Consider the following 15804-nt stretch of genomic DNA (forward strand, 5'->3'; position numbering starts at 1 on the left):
AGGTCGAGGAGCGCGAGCATAGATCATTCACCAAGCGGCGTCCGCTGAGATGAGGCCGTGGGAGATCACACGGCTCCGGCTGACATCCCCCTATCCACGACGCGCCGCCAACCTCGACCACCTCTTCACCGCCCACCGTCGACAACGCTTGCGGTCACTACATCTAGGACGCCCGCCAGACCGTCAGGTCCCCCTCGACGTAGCCGATCTCCGGTACAGCGGTCGACTTCGTCTGGATCACGAACAGGGCGATGTCCCCGGAGGGCTGCTTGACGCAGATCTCGCTGCCGGCCGTCGCCCCGGCCAGCGGGAGGCGGTGGCTCGTGGCGTGCTTGAGGATGACACGGCACTCATCGAGGGTGGTGCCGTGCGCACCGAACATCTGGACGAGCACGCTGGTGCCGCTCTCCAGCTCACAGCCGGCCATCTCGCAGTCGAAGCGGAGGTCGCCCTTGCGGTGGTCCAGTTCGGCGGCCGGGTCGTCGAAGCTCAGCGAGTTCTTCCGGGTCAGGTCCCGCAGGGGGTAGGAGTGGGCCACCGGCGCCGTGGCCGAGGCCGCCGCCCCACCGCCGCCGCCCTTCGCGCCCGGCGAGGGCCCTGACGGTGACTTCGGTGACACCGACGGGGACGGCCTGGTCGACTCGACCGAGTCCGACGTCGACCAGGGCCCGGAGCCTGACCCGGATTCGGCGGCCGTCCCGGGGCCGTACCGGTCGGCCACCGCGTCCCTGACCGCCCACACCAGACCCGTCAGCGTCAGGGCCCCCGCCACCACCGCGGCGGCCGTGACCAGCGCGGTGCGCCGCCCGCGCGCCTTCCGCTCCCCTGGCGCCGGCCGCGGCGTCCCGGCCAGCGGCAGCGTGCGCACCGCGGTCGGCTCCGGCACCGGAGCCGGGACCTCGACCTGCGGTCCGGTGACGTCCCGCCACACGGCGGGCCCGCCACCCCCGTCGGCGTCCGCCCTCAGCCGCCGCCGGCACCACTCCAGCACCTCCGCCGTCGTGGCCCGCCGAGCCGGATCGGCGGCCAGGCACCGGGCGAGCAGCGGACGCAGCGGTTCCGGCAGCAGCGACAGGTCGGGCTCGGAGTGCACGATCCGGTACAGGATGTTGACCGCGGAGCCGTCGCCGTACAGCGGCCTGCCCAGCGCCGCGAACGCCGCGGTCTGCCCGAGCGCGAAAACATCGGTCGCCGCCGTGACCTCGCCCCCGGACGCCTGTTCCGGGGCCATGAACGACGGCGTGCCGATCGCGCCTCCCGTCGCCGTGTACGCGGTCCCGTCCGCGGCCAGCGCGATGCCGAAGTCGATCACCCGCGGCCCGTCGGCGGCCAGCAGCACGTTCGACGGCTTCAGGTCCCGGTGCACGATCCCCGCCCCATGGATCGCCTGGAGGGCCTCCGCCACGCCCGCCATCAGCCACAGCACCGCCGGTACGGGCAGCGGCCCGCGCCGGGACACGGCCTCGGTCAGGGAGGGTCCCGGCACGTACAGCGTGGCCAGCCAGGGAGGTGTGCCGTCCGCGTCCGCGTCGATCAGCTCGGCCGTGTAGGCGCCCCGCACCCGCCGGGCCGCGCCGATCTCCCTGCCGAACCGCCGCCGGAACTCCGGGTCGTCGGCCAGCTCCGGCCGTACGACCTTGATCGCGACCGGACGGCCGCCCCGGCTGTGCGACAGGTAGACCCGGCCCATACCGCCCGCGCCGAGCCGCGCGGCGAGCCGGTAACCCGCCACCACGGGTGGGTCGTCCGCCTGGAGTGGCTGGAAATCCTCCGTCGCGTGGCTCATTCGCCGCACTCCCCCCGTCCCGACGCCCCCTGCCGATCGACAGAAGCCTAAGGGCGGTGTCAGCGGAGCCCGCTACGGTCCCTCCCCATGACCGGTACCGACTTCCTCACCGCCACCCGCACCTTCTACGACGCCGTCGCCGAGGACTACGCCGCCCACTTCCGCGACCCGCTCGCCGACCGGCCGCTGGAGCGGGCGCTGCTCGCCGCGTACGCCGAACAGGTCGGCCCCGGCGGCACGGTCGCCGACCTCGGCTGCGGCCCCGGCGCGGTCACCGCGCACCTGGCCGAGCTGGGGCTGTCCGTCTTCGGCCTGGACCTCTCCGAGTGCATGGTCGCCGTCGCCCGCCGCGACTTCCCCGGGCTGCGGTTCGAGCAGGGCTCCATGCTGGACCTCCCCGTGGCCGACGGCACGCTGGCCGGGGCCGTCTCCTGGTACTCCAGCATCCACACGCCGGCGGCAGAACTCCGCGCGCTGTTCGCCGAGTTCCACCGCGTACTGGCCCCCGGCGGCCTGCTCCTGCTCGCCTTCCAGACGGGCGAGGCCCCGCTGCGGCTCGACCGGCCCTGGGGGCGGCCCGTGGTACTCGACTTCCACCGACGCCACCCCGACCGGATGGCCGAGCTGCTGACCGACGCCGGGTTCGACCTCCGCTCCAGCACCGTGCGGCAACGCGAGGAGGCTCTCGCCGAGTCAGCCCCTCAGGCGTTCCTGCTCACCCAGAAGAAAGGCTGACCAGGCGGCGGGCGTGACGGTGAGGTGAGCAGCGGCGGGCCGCTTCGAGTCACGGATGTGGATGGCGGTGGGGTGGGGGGCGACCTCCACGCACTGGCCGCCTTCGCCGTCGCTGTGGCTGGACTTGCGCCAGTTGTAGGCGAGTTCGAGGCACTGGCCGCCCTCGCCGCTGCTGTAACTGCTCTTGAACCAGCCCAAGTTTTCTATGATCATCACTCTCCCAGCATCTCCTCGATCAGGGCCAGGGACTCATCCGGGGTGAGAGCCTGCGCCCGGATGATCCCATAGCGAGCGCCGAGAACACGGACCTCTTCCCTGTCGGTAATCAAACGTGGGTAGCCGTGACTCTCCATGTAACCCACCTGCTCCTTCCCCTTGGGCGTCAGCAGGCTGAACGAGTTGTCCAGAGAGGGGTGTTCATGTCGATTTGTTGGCATCACCTGGAGCTGCACATTGCGCATACGCCCGATCCGCAGCAACTGACGGAGCTGCTCGGCGTGCACCTCTGGGCCGCCGATCGGGCGCTCCAGCACGGCCTGCTCCATGATGAAGCTGAATTCCGTCAGCGGCCACTGCTCGAAGGCTTGTTGACGTGAGAGCCGGTCCGCTACCCGCCTCTCGATCGTCTCCTCATCCAGAGGCGGGTGTCGCTGAGTGAAGACCGCGCGTGAATACTCCTCGGTCTGGAGAAGGCCCAGCACACCCATGGTGCTGTAGTCGTGCAGGGAGACCGCCTGCGCTTCCAGCGCGGCATACCCCCTGTACCACTCAGGGTGTCGCGTCCGCGCCTTGGTCATCGCCTCCTCGACCTGCGGAATGACCTCCTTCAGCAGTCCCCCGGCGCCCAGGACCTCGTCCGCCCGCTGCAAGAACTCCGGCCGAGGTGTCCGCACCCCTCGCTCCATCGCGGAGATCTGGTCGGGACCGAAGTTCACCAGGCTGCCGAACTCCCGTTGGCTGAGCCCTGCCCGCTCCCGCATCAGCCGCAACTGCTTGCCCAGCACGACGAACACCGCAGTCGCCCCGTTCTCCTCCGCGGGTGTCTCCGGCCTCCGCTCCTGTTCCTCCAACGCGCCACCTCCGACGAGCCGTACACCAACAAGCCGCACCCGTACGACTACGTACAGTCGCCGAGTCACCCCTGGTCAGCGTAGGGAGAACCGGCCACGCTCGGTGAGGTGAACGCAGAAATCTCCACCCCCGCGACCGAACTCGCGCAACGGCTCAGCGCGACCCCCCGAGGGGCCCGGCTCGCACGCCGGCTGACCGGTGGTCAGCTCGCCGCCTGGGGATACCCGTACGACGGCGACCTGAGCCACACCGCCCAGCTCGTCGTGGCCGAGCTGGCCGCCAACGCCGTCACCCACGGTCGTGTCCCCGGACGGGACTTCGAGCTGCGGCTCGGACTGCTGGCCGAGAGGGGCACCCTGCGTATCGAGGTGAGCGACACGCGGGGGGACCGCACCCTGCGCTTCCTGGACGGGGGCCCGCTGGACGAGTCGGGGCGGGGGCTAGTGGTCGTGCAGGTACTGGCGACGCTCTGGGGCGTCACGGAGCGGGAGGTGGGCAAGACGGTCTGGGTGGAGCTGGCGCTCAGCGCGCGTACAGCTCCTCCACCTCGGCCGCGAAGTCGGACAGGACGCGGTCCCGGCGGAGTTTCATCGACGGGGTCAGGTGGCCCGCCTCCTCGGTGAAGTCCACCGGGAGTATGGCGAAGCGGCGGATGGACTCGGGGCGGGAGACCATGCGGTTCGCCTCGTCGACCGCCCGCTGGAGGACCTCGGTCAGCTCCGGGTCGCCGACGAGGAGTTCCGGGGGCACCGGGTGTTTGCCGATCATCTGGCGCCAGTGCGTAACGCCGTCCGGGTCGAGGGTGATCAGGGCGGCCACGTACGGGCGGGCGTCGCCGACCAGCATCACCTGGGAGATCAGCGGGTGCTGGCGCAGCCAGTTCTCCAGCGGGGCCGGGGCCACCGACTTGCCGCCCGAGGTGATGAGGAGTTCCTTCTTGCGGCCGGTGATGGTGAGGTAGCCCTCGTCGTCCAGCTCGCCGATGTCGCCCGTGGGCAGCCAGCCGTCGCGGGTCGCGGGGACCACGCCGCCCGCCTGCGGGTCCCAGTAGCCGCGCAGCACGTGGCCGCCGGCGAGCAGGACCTCGCCATCGGCCGCGATCCGTACCCGGGTGCCTGGCAGCGGCCAGCCGACCGTGCCCAGGCGGGGTTTGAGGGGCGGGGTGACCGTGGAGGCGCCGGTCGTCTCCGTCAGGCCGTACCCCTCGAAGATCTCGATGCCGGCGCCCGCGTAGAACGCGGCCAGGCGCCGGCCGAGCGGGGAGCCGCCGCAGATGGCGTACCGGACGCGGCCTCCCATCGCGGCGCGGATGCGGCGGTAGACGAGGGGGTCGTAGAAGGTGCGTTGCGTCTTGAGGGCTCGGCCCGGACCGCCGCCGGTGCCGGTCCGGCGGGCCTCCAGCGCCTCCCCGTAGCGCCGGGCCACGTCCGCCGCCCGGTCGAACACCGCCGCTCGGCCGGTGGCCTCCGACTTGGCCCGCGCGGAGTTGTAGATCTTCTCCAGCATGTACGGGATCGTCAGCAGGCACGTCGGCCGGAACGCGGCCAGGTCCGGCAGGAGGTCCCCCGGGGTCAGGCTGGGGCTGTGGCCGAGGCGGACGCGGGCGCGGACGCAGGCGACGGCCACCATCCGGCCGAAGACGTGCGACATGGGCAGGAAGAGCAGGACCGAGGGTTCCTCGTCCGGGGACTTGAAGACCGGGTGGAGGAGTTCGATGGCGTTGTCGACCTCGGTGAGGAAGTTGCCGTGCGAGAGGGCGCAGCCCTTGGGGCGGCCGGTGGTGCCGGATGTGTAGATGAGCGTGGCGAGGGTGTCGGGGCCGAGCATGCCCCGGCGCACGGCCACCTCCCCGTCCGGTACCGCCTCGCCCGTTCCGGCGAGCCGGGCCACGTCGTCCCGGTCCATCACCCACACATGGCGCAGGTCGGGCAGGTGCGGGCGTTCGGGGCCGATGGCGGCGGCCTGCGCGGCGGTCTCCGTGACCAGGGCGACCGCGCCGGAGTCGTGCAGGATCCAGCGGGTCTGGAAGACGGAGGAGGTGGGGTACACCGGGACCGTGACCAGGCCGGCCGCCCAGGCGGCGAAGTCCAGCAGGGTCCAGTCGTAGGTCGTCCGGGCCATGACCGCGATCCGGTCGCCCGGCACGAGGCCCTGGGCGATCAGGCCCCGGGCGACCGCCTGCACCTCGGCGGCGAACCGGGCCGCCGTCACGTCCGTCCAGCCGCCGCCGGCCTGTCTGCGGCTGAGGACGACCGCGTCGGGGGCCGCTTCCGCGTTGTCGTACGGCAGGTCGGCGAGGGAGCCGTGGGTGACCGGGGGCGCGAACGGGGGGACGGACGCCTCGCGTACGGCGCCGTCCAGCCGGCGTATCTCCGGTGCCACGAGGACCGGGTGGCCGTCGTAGTCGACGGCGTGGACGGGGGTGCCGGAGGAGGCGGGGGCGTGCGGGTACGGCGTGGACACGAGCGGCTCCTCTGGCGTGCGTGCACCTGCGGTCGCCCCGGACAGCAAGGCGTTACCGCTGGTTAGGCAGGTGATCGTACGGGCCTGCTGTGAGGGGGTTGTGCGGGTCCGGGGAGAATCCGGGGCCGGGAATGTGCAGCACCGGGGGTTATGTGAGGCGCGTTCAACTTCGCGCATGCGCGGCTCGGGGAGCGGGTGGCCCAGCTCTCCTTACCTCCGGTAACCTTACTCTCGAGTAAGGATCAGGACCGAGACGGAGCCCGCTGGAGGCCTGTTGAGCGCCGTCACCCTCACCACCGCCCCCGCACTCGGCCCGCTGCTCGCCCGCGGTGCCCTGCACTCCCCCTTCAAGCGCCCCGCCGCCGACGCGGCCTTCCCGCGCACCCGGCTCGTCCTGCCCGGCCAGCGCGTGGACCTGGTCAGGCTGACCGCGTACGAGCGGGTCTGCGGCTTCCCCACCGGCGAGCCCGACCTCCCGATCACCTACCCGCACGTCCTCGGCTTTCCGCTCGCCATGCGGCTGATGAGCGGCCGGGACTTCCCGCTGCCGCTGCTGGGGCTGGTCCACACCTCGATCGAGATCGTCCGCACCGGTGCGCTGCCGGCCGGCGGGGAGTACGAACTCGCCGTGTGGATCCAGGGACTGGCTCCGCACCGGCGTGGCACCGAGGCGACCGTGGTGACCGCGCTGCGGTCCGGCGGGGCCCTGCTCTGGGAGTCCCGCAGCACGTACCTCGCCCGGCATCCGGCCCGGCCGGGCCTCCCCTCCGGTGCCGCTCACCCGGCTCCCCTCCCCGAGGGCGGGGCGCTGCCCGTCCTCGCCGAGTGGCGGCTCGCCGAGGATGTGGGACGGCGGTACGGTGCCGCGTCCGGTGACCGCAACCCCATCCACCTCCACCCCCTCACCGCCCGGCTCTTCGGCTTCCCCCGCGCCATCGCCCACGGCATGTGGACCGCCGCGCGGTGCCTGGCCGCCCACGGCACGCCCGACGCGGCCGTCGTCCGGGTCCGCTTCCGGGCGCCGGTACCGCTGCCGGGCACGGTGGCCTACGGCGCCGACGGCACCGGCCGCTTCGCCCTCCGGGCTCCGAGCGGCGAACCCCACCTCACCGGCGAGGTCCAACCCCTCCCCTGACCCCCGGGGGCGCACACCACCATCGCCGGGTGCGGGCACGCTGTGGCCGTTCGCGCAGTCCCCCGCCCCTGAGGCACGCTGCACCCGACCCACCCGAGGGGCGCGGGGAACCGCGCGACGAGCCACGACGCACCCGCACCCGACAACGGGGCGCCACTAGGAGTCGGCCGGGGGCGGACTCCAGGGGTGGCCCCGCATCAGGTTGGACAGGCCCGCCCAGGCGAAGTTCATCAGGGTCGCCGCCGACTGCCGCGCGCTCACCCCGGGTGTCGCGTTCGCCCACGCGGCGAGCGACTCCGCCGCGCCGACCAGCGCCTCCGCGATCCCGGCCACCTCCCGCTCGGGCAGATCCGGATCCCGGTGCGCCTCCCGCGCCGCGACCACGACCAGCCGGGTCACGAACGCGACGATCTCCGCACGCATCGCGGCGACCTCGGCCGCGAAGGGCTCACCGTGCGTGCGGGCCTGGAGGTGCAGCACGGACCAGCCGTCGGGATGCTCGGCGGTGTGTGCGAAGAACGCCCGCAGCCCGTCCCAGAGCTGCCGGTCGGCGGGCAGGTCCGGCCGGACCCCCGCGCGGACGGCCGCCGTGAGCGCGGCGGCCTCACGGCGGATGCAGGCGGTGAAGAGGCATTCCTTCGAGGTCAGGTACAGATAGACCAACGGCTTGGACACGCCGGCGAGTTCGGCGATCTCGTCCATCGAGGCGGCCATGTACCCGCGTTGCCCGAAGATCCGTACGGCCGCGTCGAGCATCTGCTGCTCCCGCACCGCCCTCGGCATCCGTTTGGTCTTGACGCCACCCATGAGCGCAAGACTAGTTGGGCGCGGCTGCCCCGCCCTGTGCCCGGGACGCGTCGTCGGCCAGATCCTCCTGGCTGCGGTTGGCGTCCAGGTTGGCCTTCATCCGGTCGACCTTGTGCACGATCTGCACCGAGGCCCGCTCGCGCTCCTTGCGCAGCACGACCCAGCTGACCGGCGCGGAGACGACGAGGGCGAGAAGCAGGACCCACAGGACGTTGGAGTCGCCGAAGCCGCGCGGGAAGATGCCCGAGTAGACGGCTCCCCAGACGACCAGGAGGCAGCCCGCGAAGATACCGAGGCGCATCAGCGTGTAGCGGAGCATCTCAATCCACTCGTCCGATTCCAAAAGGGGTCAGCGTCCAGTGAAGCACGACGCGTGGGCGGTGCCGCACGGGGGTCGCTGTCAGCCGAGCGGCAGCAGCATGATGACGTCGTCCCGGTCGTCGCCGGGCGCGACCCGGATGGCGTCGGGCACGCGGCCGACCTCCTTGTAGCCGCAGGAGGCGTAGAACCGTTCCAGGCCGAGGCCGCCCCGGCAGGTCAGCTGTACCGCCTCGATGCCCTCCATGCCCCGGGCCGCGTCCGCGGCGGCGGCCAGCAGCTCGCGGCCGTGGCCCCGGCCCTGGTGCCGGGGGTGGACCATCACCGTGTACAGCCACAGCCAGTGGGTCATCAGCCGGTGCGTGTTGCGGGTGAGGAAGGCGGTCGCGGCCACCTCGCCGGTCCCGTCGTGACCGACGAGCAGTCGGGTGCGGCCCTCGGCCATCTGCACGAAGTGCCGTACCAGCTCGGGCCGTACCTCCTCGGGGGTCACCGGGGCGACGAAGCCGACGGCCCCGCCCGCGTTCGTGACGTCCGTCCACAGGCCGAGGATGCCGTCACGGAGGGCGGGGGTGACCGGCGGGTCCAGGGTGAAGGTAAGGGGCATGAGGCAATGGTAGTCATTACTTGGTCCCCGCCCGGGGGCGGGGACCCGGTACCGCGGGGGTCAGAGCCGCATCGGCTGGGGGGACTCGCGGCGCGCCGGGTCCGGGCCCTCGTACTCGCGGATGATCTCGTAGCGGGTGTTGCGCTCCACCGGGCGGAAGCCCGCGTCCCGGATCAGGTCCAGGAGGTCCTCGCGGGTCAGCTTGTTCGGCGTGCCGTAGTTGTCCGCGTCGTGCGTGATCTTGTACTCGACGACCGAGCCGTCCATGTCGTCGGCCCCGTGCTGGAGGGCGAGCTGCGCGGTCTGCACCCCGTGCATGACCCAGAACACCTTCACGTGCGGGACGTTGTCGAAGAGCAGCCGGGAGACCGCGAACGTCTTCAGGGCCTCCGCGCCCGTCGCCATCCGGGTGCGGGCCTGGAGGGTGTTCCTGACCTTTCCGTCCCGCACGTCCACGAAGTCGTGCTGGTAGCGCAGCGGGATGAAGACCTGGAAGCCGCCGGTCTCGTCCTGGAGCTCACGCAGCCGCAGCACGTGGTCGACGCGGTGGCGGGGCTCCTCGATGTGGCCGTACAGCATGGTGCACGGGGTCTTCAGACCCTTCTCGTGCGCCAGGCGGTGGATGCGGGACCAGTCCTCCCAGTGGGTGCGGTGGTCCACGATGTGCTGCCGGACCTCCCAGTCGAAGATCTCGGCGCCACCACCGGTGAGGGACTCCAGGCCCGCGTCGATCAGCTCGTCGAGGATCTCCGACGCCGACAGCCCGGAGATCGTCTCGAAGTGGTGGATCTCGGTGGCCGTGAACGCCTTCAGCGAGACGTGCGGGAGGGCCGCCTTCAGCTCCCGCAGCGACCGCGGGTAGTACCGCCACGGCAGGTTGGGGTGCAGGCCGTTCACGATGTGCAGCTCGGTGAGGTTCTCCGACTCCATCGACTTGGCCAGCCGGACGGCCTCCTCGATGCGCATCGTGTACGCGTCCTTCTCGCCCGGCTTGCGCTGGAACGAGCAGTAGGCGCAGGACGCCGTGCACACGTTGGTCATGTTCAGGTGCCGGTTGACGTTGAAGTGCACCACGTCACCGTTCTTGCGGGTCCGCACCTCGTGCGCGAGCCCGCCCAGCCAGGCCAGGTCGTCCGACTCGTACAGCGCGATGCCGTCCTCGCGGGTCAGCCGCTCCCCGGAACGGACCTTCTCCTCCAGCTCGCGCTTGAGCCCGACGTCCATGCCCACACCTTTCTCCGACAACCCGGCCAACGGTATCCCTAGACCTCTTCCGGCAGCTCGCCGACCCGGTTCTCCCACTTCGTGGAGAGCACGATGGTGGTACGGGTGCGGGACACGCCCCTGGTGCCGCTCAGCCGCCGGATCGTCTTCTCCAGGCCGTCCACGTCCGGCGAACGCACCTTGAGCATGAAGGAGTCGTCACCGGCGATGAACCAGCAGTCCTCGATCTCCGGCAGGTCCCGCAGCCGCTGCGCCACGTCCTCGTGGTCGGCGGCGTCCGACAGCGAGATGCCGATCAGGGCGGTCACGCCGAGACCCAGCGAGGCCGAGTCCACCGTCGCGCGGTAACCGGTGATGACACCGGCCGCCTCCAGCCGGTTGATGCGGTCGGTGACGCTGGGGCCCGACAGGCCCACGAGGCGGCCCAGCTCCGCGTAGGAGGCCCGGCCGTTCTCCCGCAGAGCCTGGATGAGCTGCCTGTCCACCGCGTCCATGCGATCGAAGCCTTCCGGTGAATGTTCCTGAAGTGATGAGAGGTACGTACGTACTGCTACTTGTCCGCCGTGCCGCCGCCCAGCTCGCCCCGCCAGCGCCGGTACAGGCCGTGTCCCACTCCCGCCGCGTCCAGCACCCGGCCGCCGACGAAGTCCACCAGGTCCTGGATGTGGGTGGCGCCCGCGTAGAAGGCGGGCGAGGCCGGGACGACCACGGCGCCGGCGTCGTCCAGGGCCACCAGGTGCCGCAGCGTCTGCCCGTTCAGCGGGGTCTCCCGTACGGCCACGACGAGCGTCCGGCGCTCCTTCAACGTGACGCTCGCCGCGCGCTGGAGCAGATCCTTGGACAGCCCGAGCGCCACACCCGCCACACAGGCCGTGGAGGCGGGCACGATGAGCATGCCCTTCGCCGGGTACGACCCCGAGGACGGGCCGGCGGCGAGATCACCCGCGTTCCAGTACCGCACCCCGCTGACGTCCACGTCGAACGTCTCCGGCTTGCCGTCCGCGCCGCGCGCCAGCCAGGCGCGCAGGTCGTCCTGCCAGTGGGCGTCCCGGAACGAGATCCCCGTCTCGTCCAGGAGCGTCAGCCGCGAGGCCCGGCTGACCACCAGGTCCACCGCTTCCCCCGCGGCCAGCAGCGCGCGCAGCACGGCCGCCGCGTACGGCGTCCCGGAAGCTCCGGACACCCCCACGATCCAAGGCGCGCGCTGCGTTTGTCCTGCGTTCACACCTTGAGCGTACCGGCGGACGCGAAAGGGCTCAGGACCGGTGGTCCCCAGGCCCCTCAGACCGTGAGTCCACGCACCAGCAGATCCAGCAGCGCGCACACGAACAGGGCAATGCCGATGAAGCCGTTGACCGAGAAGAACGCCCGGTTCAGCCGGGACAGGTCGTGGGGGCGCACGATGCGGTGCTCGTAGACGAACGCGGCGGCGACGATCAGCAGGCCCAGCCAGAAGAAGGCACCGGCGTGGGTGGCGACGCCGTACCAGGCGAACAGGGCCGTCGTCACCGTGTGGCAGGCGCGCGCGCCCCAGATCGCGGCCGGGACGCCGAAGCGGGCCGGCACCGACCGGACGCCGATCTCACGGTCGGTCTCGACGTCCTGGCAGGCGTAGATCAGGTCGAAGCCGCCGATCCAGATGCCCACCGCCAGACCGAGGACGACCGCGTCCCAGGACCACGAACCGGAGACGGCCAGCCAGCCGCCGATCGGGCCCATGGCCTGGGCGAGGCCCAGGATGGCCTGCGGGAAGTCGGTGAACCGCTTCCCGTAGGGGTAGACCACCATCGGGATCACCGCGACCGGCGCCAGGGCCAGGCACAGCGGGTTGAGCAGGGCCGCCGCGCCGAGGAACACCACCAGGGCGACCAGGGCGCCCGTCCAGGCGTGCTTCACCGACATCGCGCCGGTCACCAGCTCGCGGTGGGCCGTGCGCGGGTTGCGGGCGTCGATCTCGCGGTCGATGATCCGGTTGACGGCCATGGCGAAGGTGCGCAGGCCGACCATGCAGACCGTGACCAGGAGCAGGCGGACCCAGTGGATGTTCCTGTCCCACGCGTACATCGCCGTCAGGGTGGCGATGTACGCGAAGGGCAGTGCGAAGACCGAGTGCTCGATCATCACCAGGCGCAGGAACGCCTTGGTGCGCCCCGGCCGGGGCATGGCGGCGGACATCGACGTCACAGTCCGTACTCCTTCCAGCGGCGGTCCACCAGGGCCGCCGTTCCCGGGTCCGACAGGACCATCTCCGGCCACCCGCCGTCACGGGTGTAGCCCTCTTCAGGCCACTTCCGCGTGGCGTCGATGCCCGCCTTGCCGCCCCAGAACTGCTGGTAGGAAGCGTGGTCGAGATGGTCGACGGGGCCCTCGACGACCGTGAGGTCACGGCCGTAGTCCGTGTTGCCGAGCGCCCGCCAGGCGACCTCGTGCAGGTCGTGGACGTCGCAGTCGGCGTCCACGACCACGATCAGCTTGGTGAGGGACATCATGTGCGCCCCCCAGACGGCGTGCATCACCTTCTGCGCGTGCTTCGGGTACTTCTTGTCGATCGAGACGATCGCGCAGTTGTGGAAACCGCCGGCCTCCGGCAGGTGGTAGTCCACGATGTCCGGGACGATGATCTTCAGCAGGGGTAGGAAGAAGCGTTCCGTGGCCCGGCCGAGGGGCCCGTCCTCGGTCGGGGGGCGGCCGACCACGATCGACTGGAGCAGGGGGCGCCTGCGCATCGTCACCGTGTCGATCGTCAGCGCCGGGAAGGGCTCCTGCGGGGTGTAGAAACCGGTGTGGTCGCCGAACGGGCCCTCGGGCCGCATCTCACCGGGCTCCAGCCACCCTTCCAGAACCACCTCGGCCTGCGCGGGTACCTGGAGCGGAACCGTCTTGCAGTCGACCATCTCGATCCGCTTGCCGGCGAGGAACCCGGCGAACAGGTACTCGTCGATGTCGCCGGGGAGCGGGGCGGTCGAGGCGTAGGTGACGGCCGGGGGGCAGCCGAAGGCGATGGCCACCGGCAGGCGCTCGCCCCGGCGGGCCGCCACCTGGTAGTGGTTGCGGCTGTCCTTGTGGATCTGCCAGTGCATGCCGATGGTGCGCTTGTCATGGCGCTGGAGGCGGTAGAGCCCGAGGTTGCGGATCCCCGTCTCCGGGTCCTTGGTGTGCGTCAGGCCCAGGTTGAAGAAGGACCCGCCGTCCTCGGGCCAGGTGAACAGCGCCGGCAGCCGGTCCAGGTCGACGTCGTCACCGTGCAGGACGACCTCCTGCACCGGGGCGTCCTTCACCTTCTTCGGCGGCACGTGCGCCATCGCACCGAGCTTGCCGAACGCCTCGCGCACCCCGACGAAGCCGTGCGGCAGCTCCGGCCGCAGCAGGCCGCCGATCCGCTCGGAGATCTCGGCGTACGACGTGAGGCCCAGCGCCTTCAGCAGGCGGCGGTCGGTGCCGTACACGTTCATGGCGAGCGGCATGTCCGAGCCGCGCACGTTCTCGAAGAGCAGCGCCGGGCCGCCGGACTTCTGCACCCGGTCGACGATCTCCCCGACTTCCAGATGAGGATCGACCTCGGCCTTGATGCGCCTGAGGTCCCCCTCGCGCTCCAGTGCCCGCAGCAGGGAGCGAAGATCGTCGTAAGCCATGTGTCCCAGTATCGGCCACCCGCTACGCTGACCGGGTCACCAGGGTCGTCTCACGGGGTGGGGAGTACGCGCGGCCATGCTCAGGTATCTGCCGTTCCTGCTCGTCCTCGCCCTGTGGATCTACGCCTTCGTGGACTGTCTGAACACCCCCGACGACGAGGTCCGCCACCTGCCGAAGGCGGCCTGGCTGGTCATCGTCCTGCTGTTCGGGGAGGTACTGGTCGGACCGGTCGCCTGGCTGCTCACCGGCCGGGTGCGACCGGGTTCCGCCGGCGGTTCGGCCGCGGCACGCCACGGCGGCACCGCCGCGCGCTGGGTCGCCCCGGACGACAACCCCGAGTTCCTGAGGTCCCTGGGCGAACGGGGCGAGCTGGACAAGGACGACGACCCCCGGCACGACTAGCAAAGGACGGCCGCCGACCGGGCGGCCCCGCCGCGCCGGTCACCGTCGGTTATTCACTTCCGCGTTCGGCCTGCCACCCGTTCCGCTGAATTGAACCCGGCGGGCATGTCCCGGCCGCGTCCCACGGCATTGCCTTGCAGGGGAGCCCGCACCCAGGGGTCCTTTGCGATGGGAGACGCGTGCGAATCACTGACATCCAGCGCTGCGAGGTCCGGCCGGGACGGCTCGTCGAGTGGACGCTGAGCCCGGCGACCGTCGAGGCGGCGACGGCACTCCCGGACGACTCCCGGCCGCCCGCCTACATCCAGGAATCACACATCAGAACGGCCAAGTGCGTACGGGACGACGGGCTGTTCGTGCCGACCTGGCTCGGCATCGCCTTCGACCTGCCGGGTCCGGTCGACCTGGACGTGCTCCAGGAGGCGCTGCGCACCTGGACCGTGCGGCACGAGACGCTGCGCAGCGGCTTCCGCTGGGCCGGCGGCACGGGCGACGAACTGCGCCGGTTCACGCTCGACGCGGCCGACGTGACGCTGCGCCGGGAGGTGGTCGGCGACTTCCCCGACCCCGGCCGGCTCGTGCGGCACCTCCAGGACCGCTTCGACAGCGTCGCGGACGCGCTGCGCTGGCCGAACCTCATCTACACGGCGGTCCTGCGGGACGACGCCGCCAGCGTGTACATGGCCTTCGACCACAGCAACGTCGACGCCTACTCCGTGCAGCGGATCGCCGCGGAGATCCACGAGCTGTACACGGCCGGTGCCACGGGCGGCGCACCCGAGATCTCCGCCCCCGTCGCGAGCTACGTCGACTTCTGCGAGATCGAGCGGGCGGACGCCGACCGGCTGGACGGCGGACACGACATCGTCGCGCGCTGGCGGGATTTCATCCGCCGCTGCGACGGGACGCTGCCCTGCTTCCCCGTCGACCTCGGTCTGGACCCGGAACGGCCGCTGCCGCCCCAGCAGATGCTGTGCGAGCCACTGGCGGACGCGGACGACGCGGCGGCGTTCGAGGCGTACTGCCGGCCCCACGGCGGCAGCATGGTCGGGCTGCTGGCCGCGACCGGGCTCATCGTCCACGAGCTGGGCGGGCAACCGGTGTACCGGACGGTGGTGCCCTTCCACACCCGGGTGAAGTCGCGGTGGAGCGACTCGGTGGGCTGGTACGTGGGCGGCGCCCCCATCGAGGTGCCCGTGAGCAGGACCCGCGGCTTCCCGGAGACCGTGCGGGCGGTGCGGGCCGAACTCCAGGCGAACCGGCCGCTGGCCCGGATGCCGCTGGCCCGGGTGCTGGCCCTGCTCGGCACGGACTTCCGGCCGACCTCCCCCGACCTGTACTCGATCGTCTCCTACCTCGACGCCCGCACCATCCCCGGCGCCGAGCGGTGGCCCGAGCAGCGGGCGCACGCACTGCTGCGGGTGTCGTACGGGGACCAGGTGTGCGTGTGGGTGAACCGGCTGCACGAGGGGCTGTGGCTGGCGAGCCGCTACCCGGACACGGACATCGCGGCCAAGAACATGCGGCTCTACGTCGAGCGGCTGCGGGACCGGATCGCCTCGGTGGCCCACGGACGCCTGCCGGCGGTTTCGTGACCCAACGGTCACCACGGACCCTGGTATG

At 71.6% G+C, this 15804-nt stretch carries 17 protein-coding genes; 5 read left to right on the forward strand and 12 right to left on the reverse strand.

Annotation, left to right across the window (positions count from 1 at the left end):
* Window positions 1-163: 163 nt before the first annotated feature.
* Window positions 164-1786, reverse strand: a complete 1623-nt coding sequence (locus tag ACGFT1_RS13805; RefSeq protein ID WP_373909143.1) for a serine/threonine-protein kinase — start codon at window positions 1784-1786, stop codon at window positions 164-166.
* An 87-nt stretch (window positions 1787-1873) separates the two neighbouring features.
* Between ACGFT1_RS13805 and ACGFT1_RS13810 the strand changes: the two genes are divergently transcribed.
* A complete protein-coding gene (locus ACGFT1_RS13810; protein ID WP_373909144.1) occupies window positions 1874-2521 on the forward strand; it encodes a class I SAM-dependent methyltransferase in 648 nt (215 codons plus the stop codon).
* On the opposite strand, the gene ACGFT1_RS13815 is transcribed toward ACGFT1_RS13810, so the two are convergent.
* Together ACGFT1_RS13815 and ACGFT1_RS13820 are read right to left on the reverse strand one after the other, a co-directional pair.
* Window positions 2480-2734 carry a DUF397 domain-containing protein gene (locus tag ACGFT1_RS13815; RefSeq protein ID WP_373909145.1) on the reverse strand — a complete coding sequence of 85 codons (255 nt, stop codon included), beginning with the start codon at window positions 2732-2734 and terminating at the stop codon, window positions 2480-2482. The two genes, ACGFT1_RS13810 and ACGFT1_RS13815, sit on opposite strands and share 42 nt — an antisense overlap.
* Window positions 2734-3591 (reverse strand): helix-turn-helix domain-containing protein, encoded by an 858-nt coding sequence (locus ACGFT1_RS13820; RefSeq protein ID WP_373909146.1) that lies wholly within the window; start codon window positions 3589-3591, stop codon window positions 2734-2736. Before ACGFT1_RS13820 ends, ACGFT1_RS13815 begins: the two co-directional genes overlap by 1 nt.
* Before the next feature lie 108 nt (window positions 3592-3699).
* Between ACGFT1_RS13820 and ACGFT1_RS13825 the strand changes: the two genes are divergently transcribed.
* Window positions 3700-4215 carry an ATP-binding protein gene (locus ACGFT1_RS13825; RefSeq protein ID WP_373909147.1) on the forward strand — a complete coding sequence of 172 codons (516 nt, stop codon included), beginning with the start codon at window positions 3700-3702 and terminating at the stop codon, window positions 4213-4215.
* Here ACGFT1_RS13825 and ACGFT1_RS13830 read toward each other — a convergent pair.
* Complete coding sequence (locus ACGFT1_RS13830; protein WP_373909148.1) at window positions 4115-6055, reverse strand: long-chain fatty acid--CoA ligase; 1941 nt, start codon at window positions 6053-6055, stop codon at window positions 4115-4117. The two genes, ACGFT1_RS13825 and ACGFT1_RS13830, sit on opposite strands and share 101 nt — an antisense overlap.
* 274 nt (window positions 6056-6329) lie before the next feature.
* Between ACGFT1_RS13830 and ACGFT1_RS13835 the strand changes: the two genes are divergently transcribed.
* On the forward strand, window positions 6330-7190 hold the full coding sequence (locus tag ACGFT1_RS13835) for a MaoC/PaaZ C-terminal domain-containing protein (protein ID WP_373909149.1): 861 nt from the start codon (window positions 6330-6332) through the stop codon (window positions 7188-7190).
* A gap of 156 nt (window positions 7191-7346) precedes the next feature.
* On the opposite strand, the gene ACGFT1_RS13840 is transcribed toward ACGFT1_RS13835, so the two are convergent.
* The 8 genes from ACGFT1_RS13840 to ACGFT1_RS13875 all read right to left on the reverse strand — a co-directional run bounded on the left by ACGFT1_RS13840 (window position 7347) and on the right by ACGFT1_RS13875 (window position 13778).
* Window positions 7347-7997 (reverse strand): TetR/AcrR family transcriptional regulator, encoded by a 651-nt coding sequence (locus tag ACGFT1_RS13840; protein ID WP_373909150.1) that lies wholly within the window; start codon window positions 7995-7997, stop codon window positions 7347-7349.
* 10 nt (window positions 7998-8007) lie between these two features.
* Window positions 8008-8316: a DUF4229 domain-containing protein gene (locus ACGFT1_RS13845; protein ID WP_356823996.1), complete on the reverse strand. Its 309-nt coding sequence runs from the start codon at window positions 8314-8316 to the stop codon at window positions 8008-8010.
* A gap of 81 nt (window positions 8317-8397) precedes the next feature.
* The gene (locus ACGFT1_RS13850) at window positions 8398-8922 is read right to left on the reverse strand and encodes an N-acetyltransferase family protein (protein WP_373909151.1); all 525 of its coding nucleotides are present in this window, start codon (window positions 8920-8922) and stop codon (window positions 8398-8400) included.
* A 60-nt stretch (window positions 8923-8982) separates the two neighbouring features.
* Window positions 8983-10146, reverse strand: a complete 1164-nt coding sequence (mqnE, locus tag ACGFT1_RS13855; protein ID WP_373909152.1) for an aminofutalosine synthase MqnE — start codon at window positions 10144-10146, stop codon at window positions 8983-8985.
* A gap of 38 nt (window positions 10147-10184) precedes the next feature.
* Complete coding sequence (locus tag ACGFT1_RS13860) at window positions 10185-10640, reverse strand: Lrp/AsnC family transcriptional regulator (protein ID WP_356823992.1); 456 nt, start codon at window positions 10638-10640, stop codon at window positions 10185-10187.
* Window positions 10641-10696: 56 nt separating this feature from the next.
* Window positions 10697-11371 (reverse strand): UbiX family flavin prenyltransferase, encoded by a 675-nt coding sequence (locus ACGFT1_RS13865; protein ID WP_373909153.1) that lies wholly within the window; start codon window positions 11369-11371, stop codon window positions 10697-10699.
* Between the two features lie 56 nt (window positions 11372-11427).
* On the reverse strand, window positions 11428-12330 hold the full coding sequence (mqnP, locus tag ACGFT1_RS13870) for a menaquinone biosynthesis prenyltransferase MqnP (protein WP_373909154.1): 903 nt from the start codon (window positions 12328-12330) through the stop codon (window positions 11428-11430).
* Entirely contained in the window at window positions 12327-13778 is a 1452-nt protein-coding gene (locus ACGFT1_RS13875) for a menaquinone biosynthesis decarboxylase (protein ID WP_373909155.1), read from the reverse strand. The genes mqnP and ACGFT1_RS13875 overlap by 4 nt, the downstream gene beginning before the upstream one ends.
* A gap of 76 nt (window positions 13779-13854) precedes the next feature.
* On the opposite strand from ACGFT1_RS13875, the gene ACGFT1_RS13880 reads away from it, so the two are divergent.
* Both ACGFT1_RS13880 and ACGFT1_RS13885 read left to right on the forward strand, forming a co-directional pair.
* Window positions 13855-14181 (forward strand): PLD nuclease N-terminal domain-containing protein, encoded by a 327-nt coding sequence (locus tag ACGFT1_RS13880; protein ID WP_373909156.1) that lies wholly within the window; start codon window positions 13855-13857, stop codon window positions 14179-14181.
* 179 nt (window positions 14182-14360) lie between these two features.
* A complete protein-coding gene (locus tag ACGFT1_RS13885) occupies window positions 14361-15776 on the forward strand; it encodes a condensation domain-containing protein (protein ID WP_373909157.1) in 1416 nt (471 codons plus the stop codon).
* Window positions 15777-15804: the final 28 nt, after the last annotated feature.

The organism is Streptomyces sp. Y20 (genome assembly GCF_043195475.1).
In the GTDB taxonomy this organism is placed as follows: Bacteria; Actinomycetota; Actinomycetes; order Streptomycetales; family Streptomycetaceae; genus Streptomyces.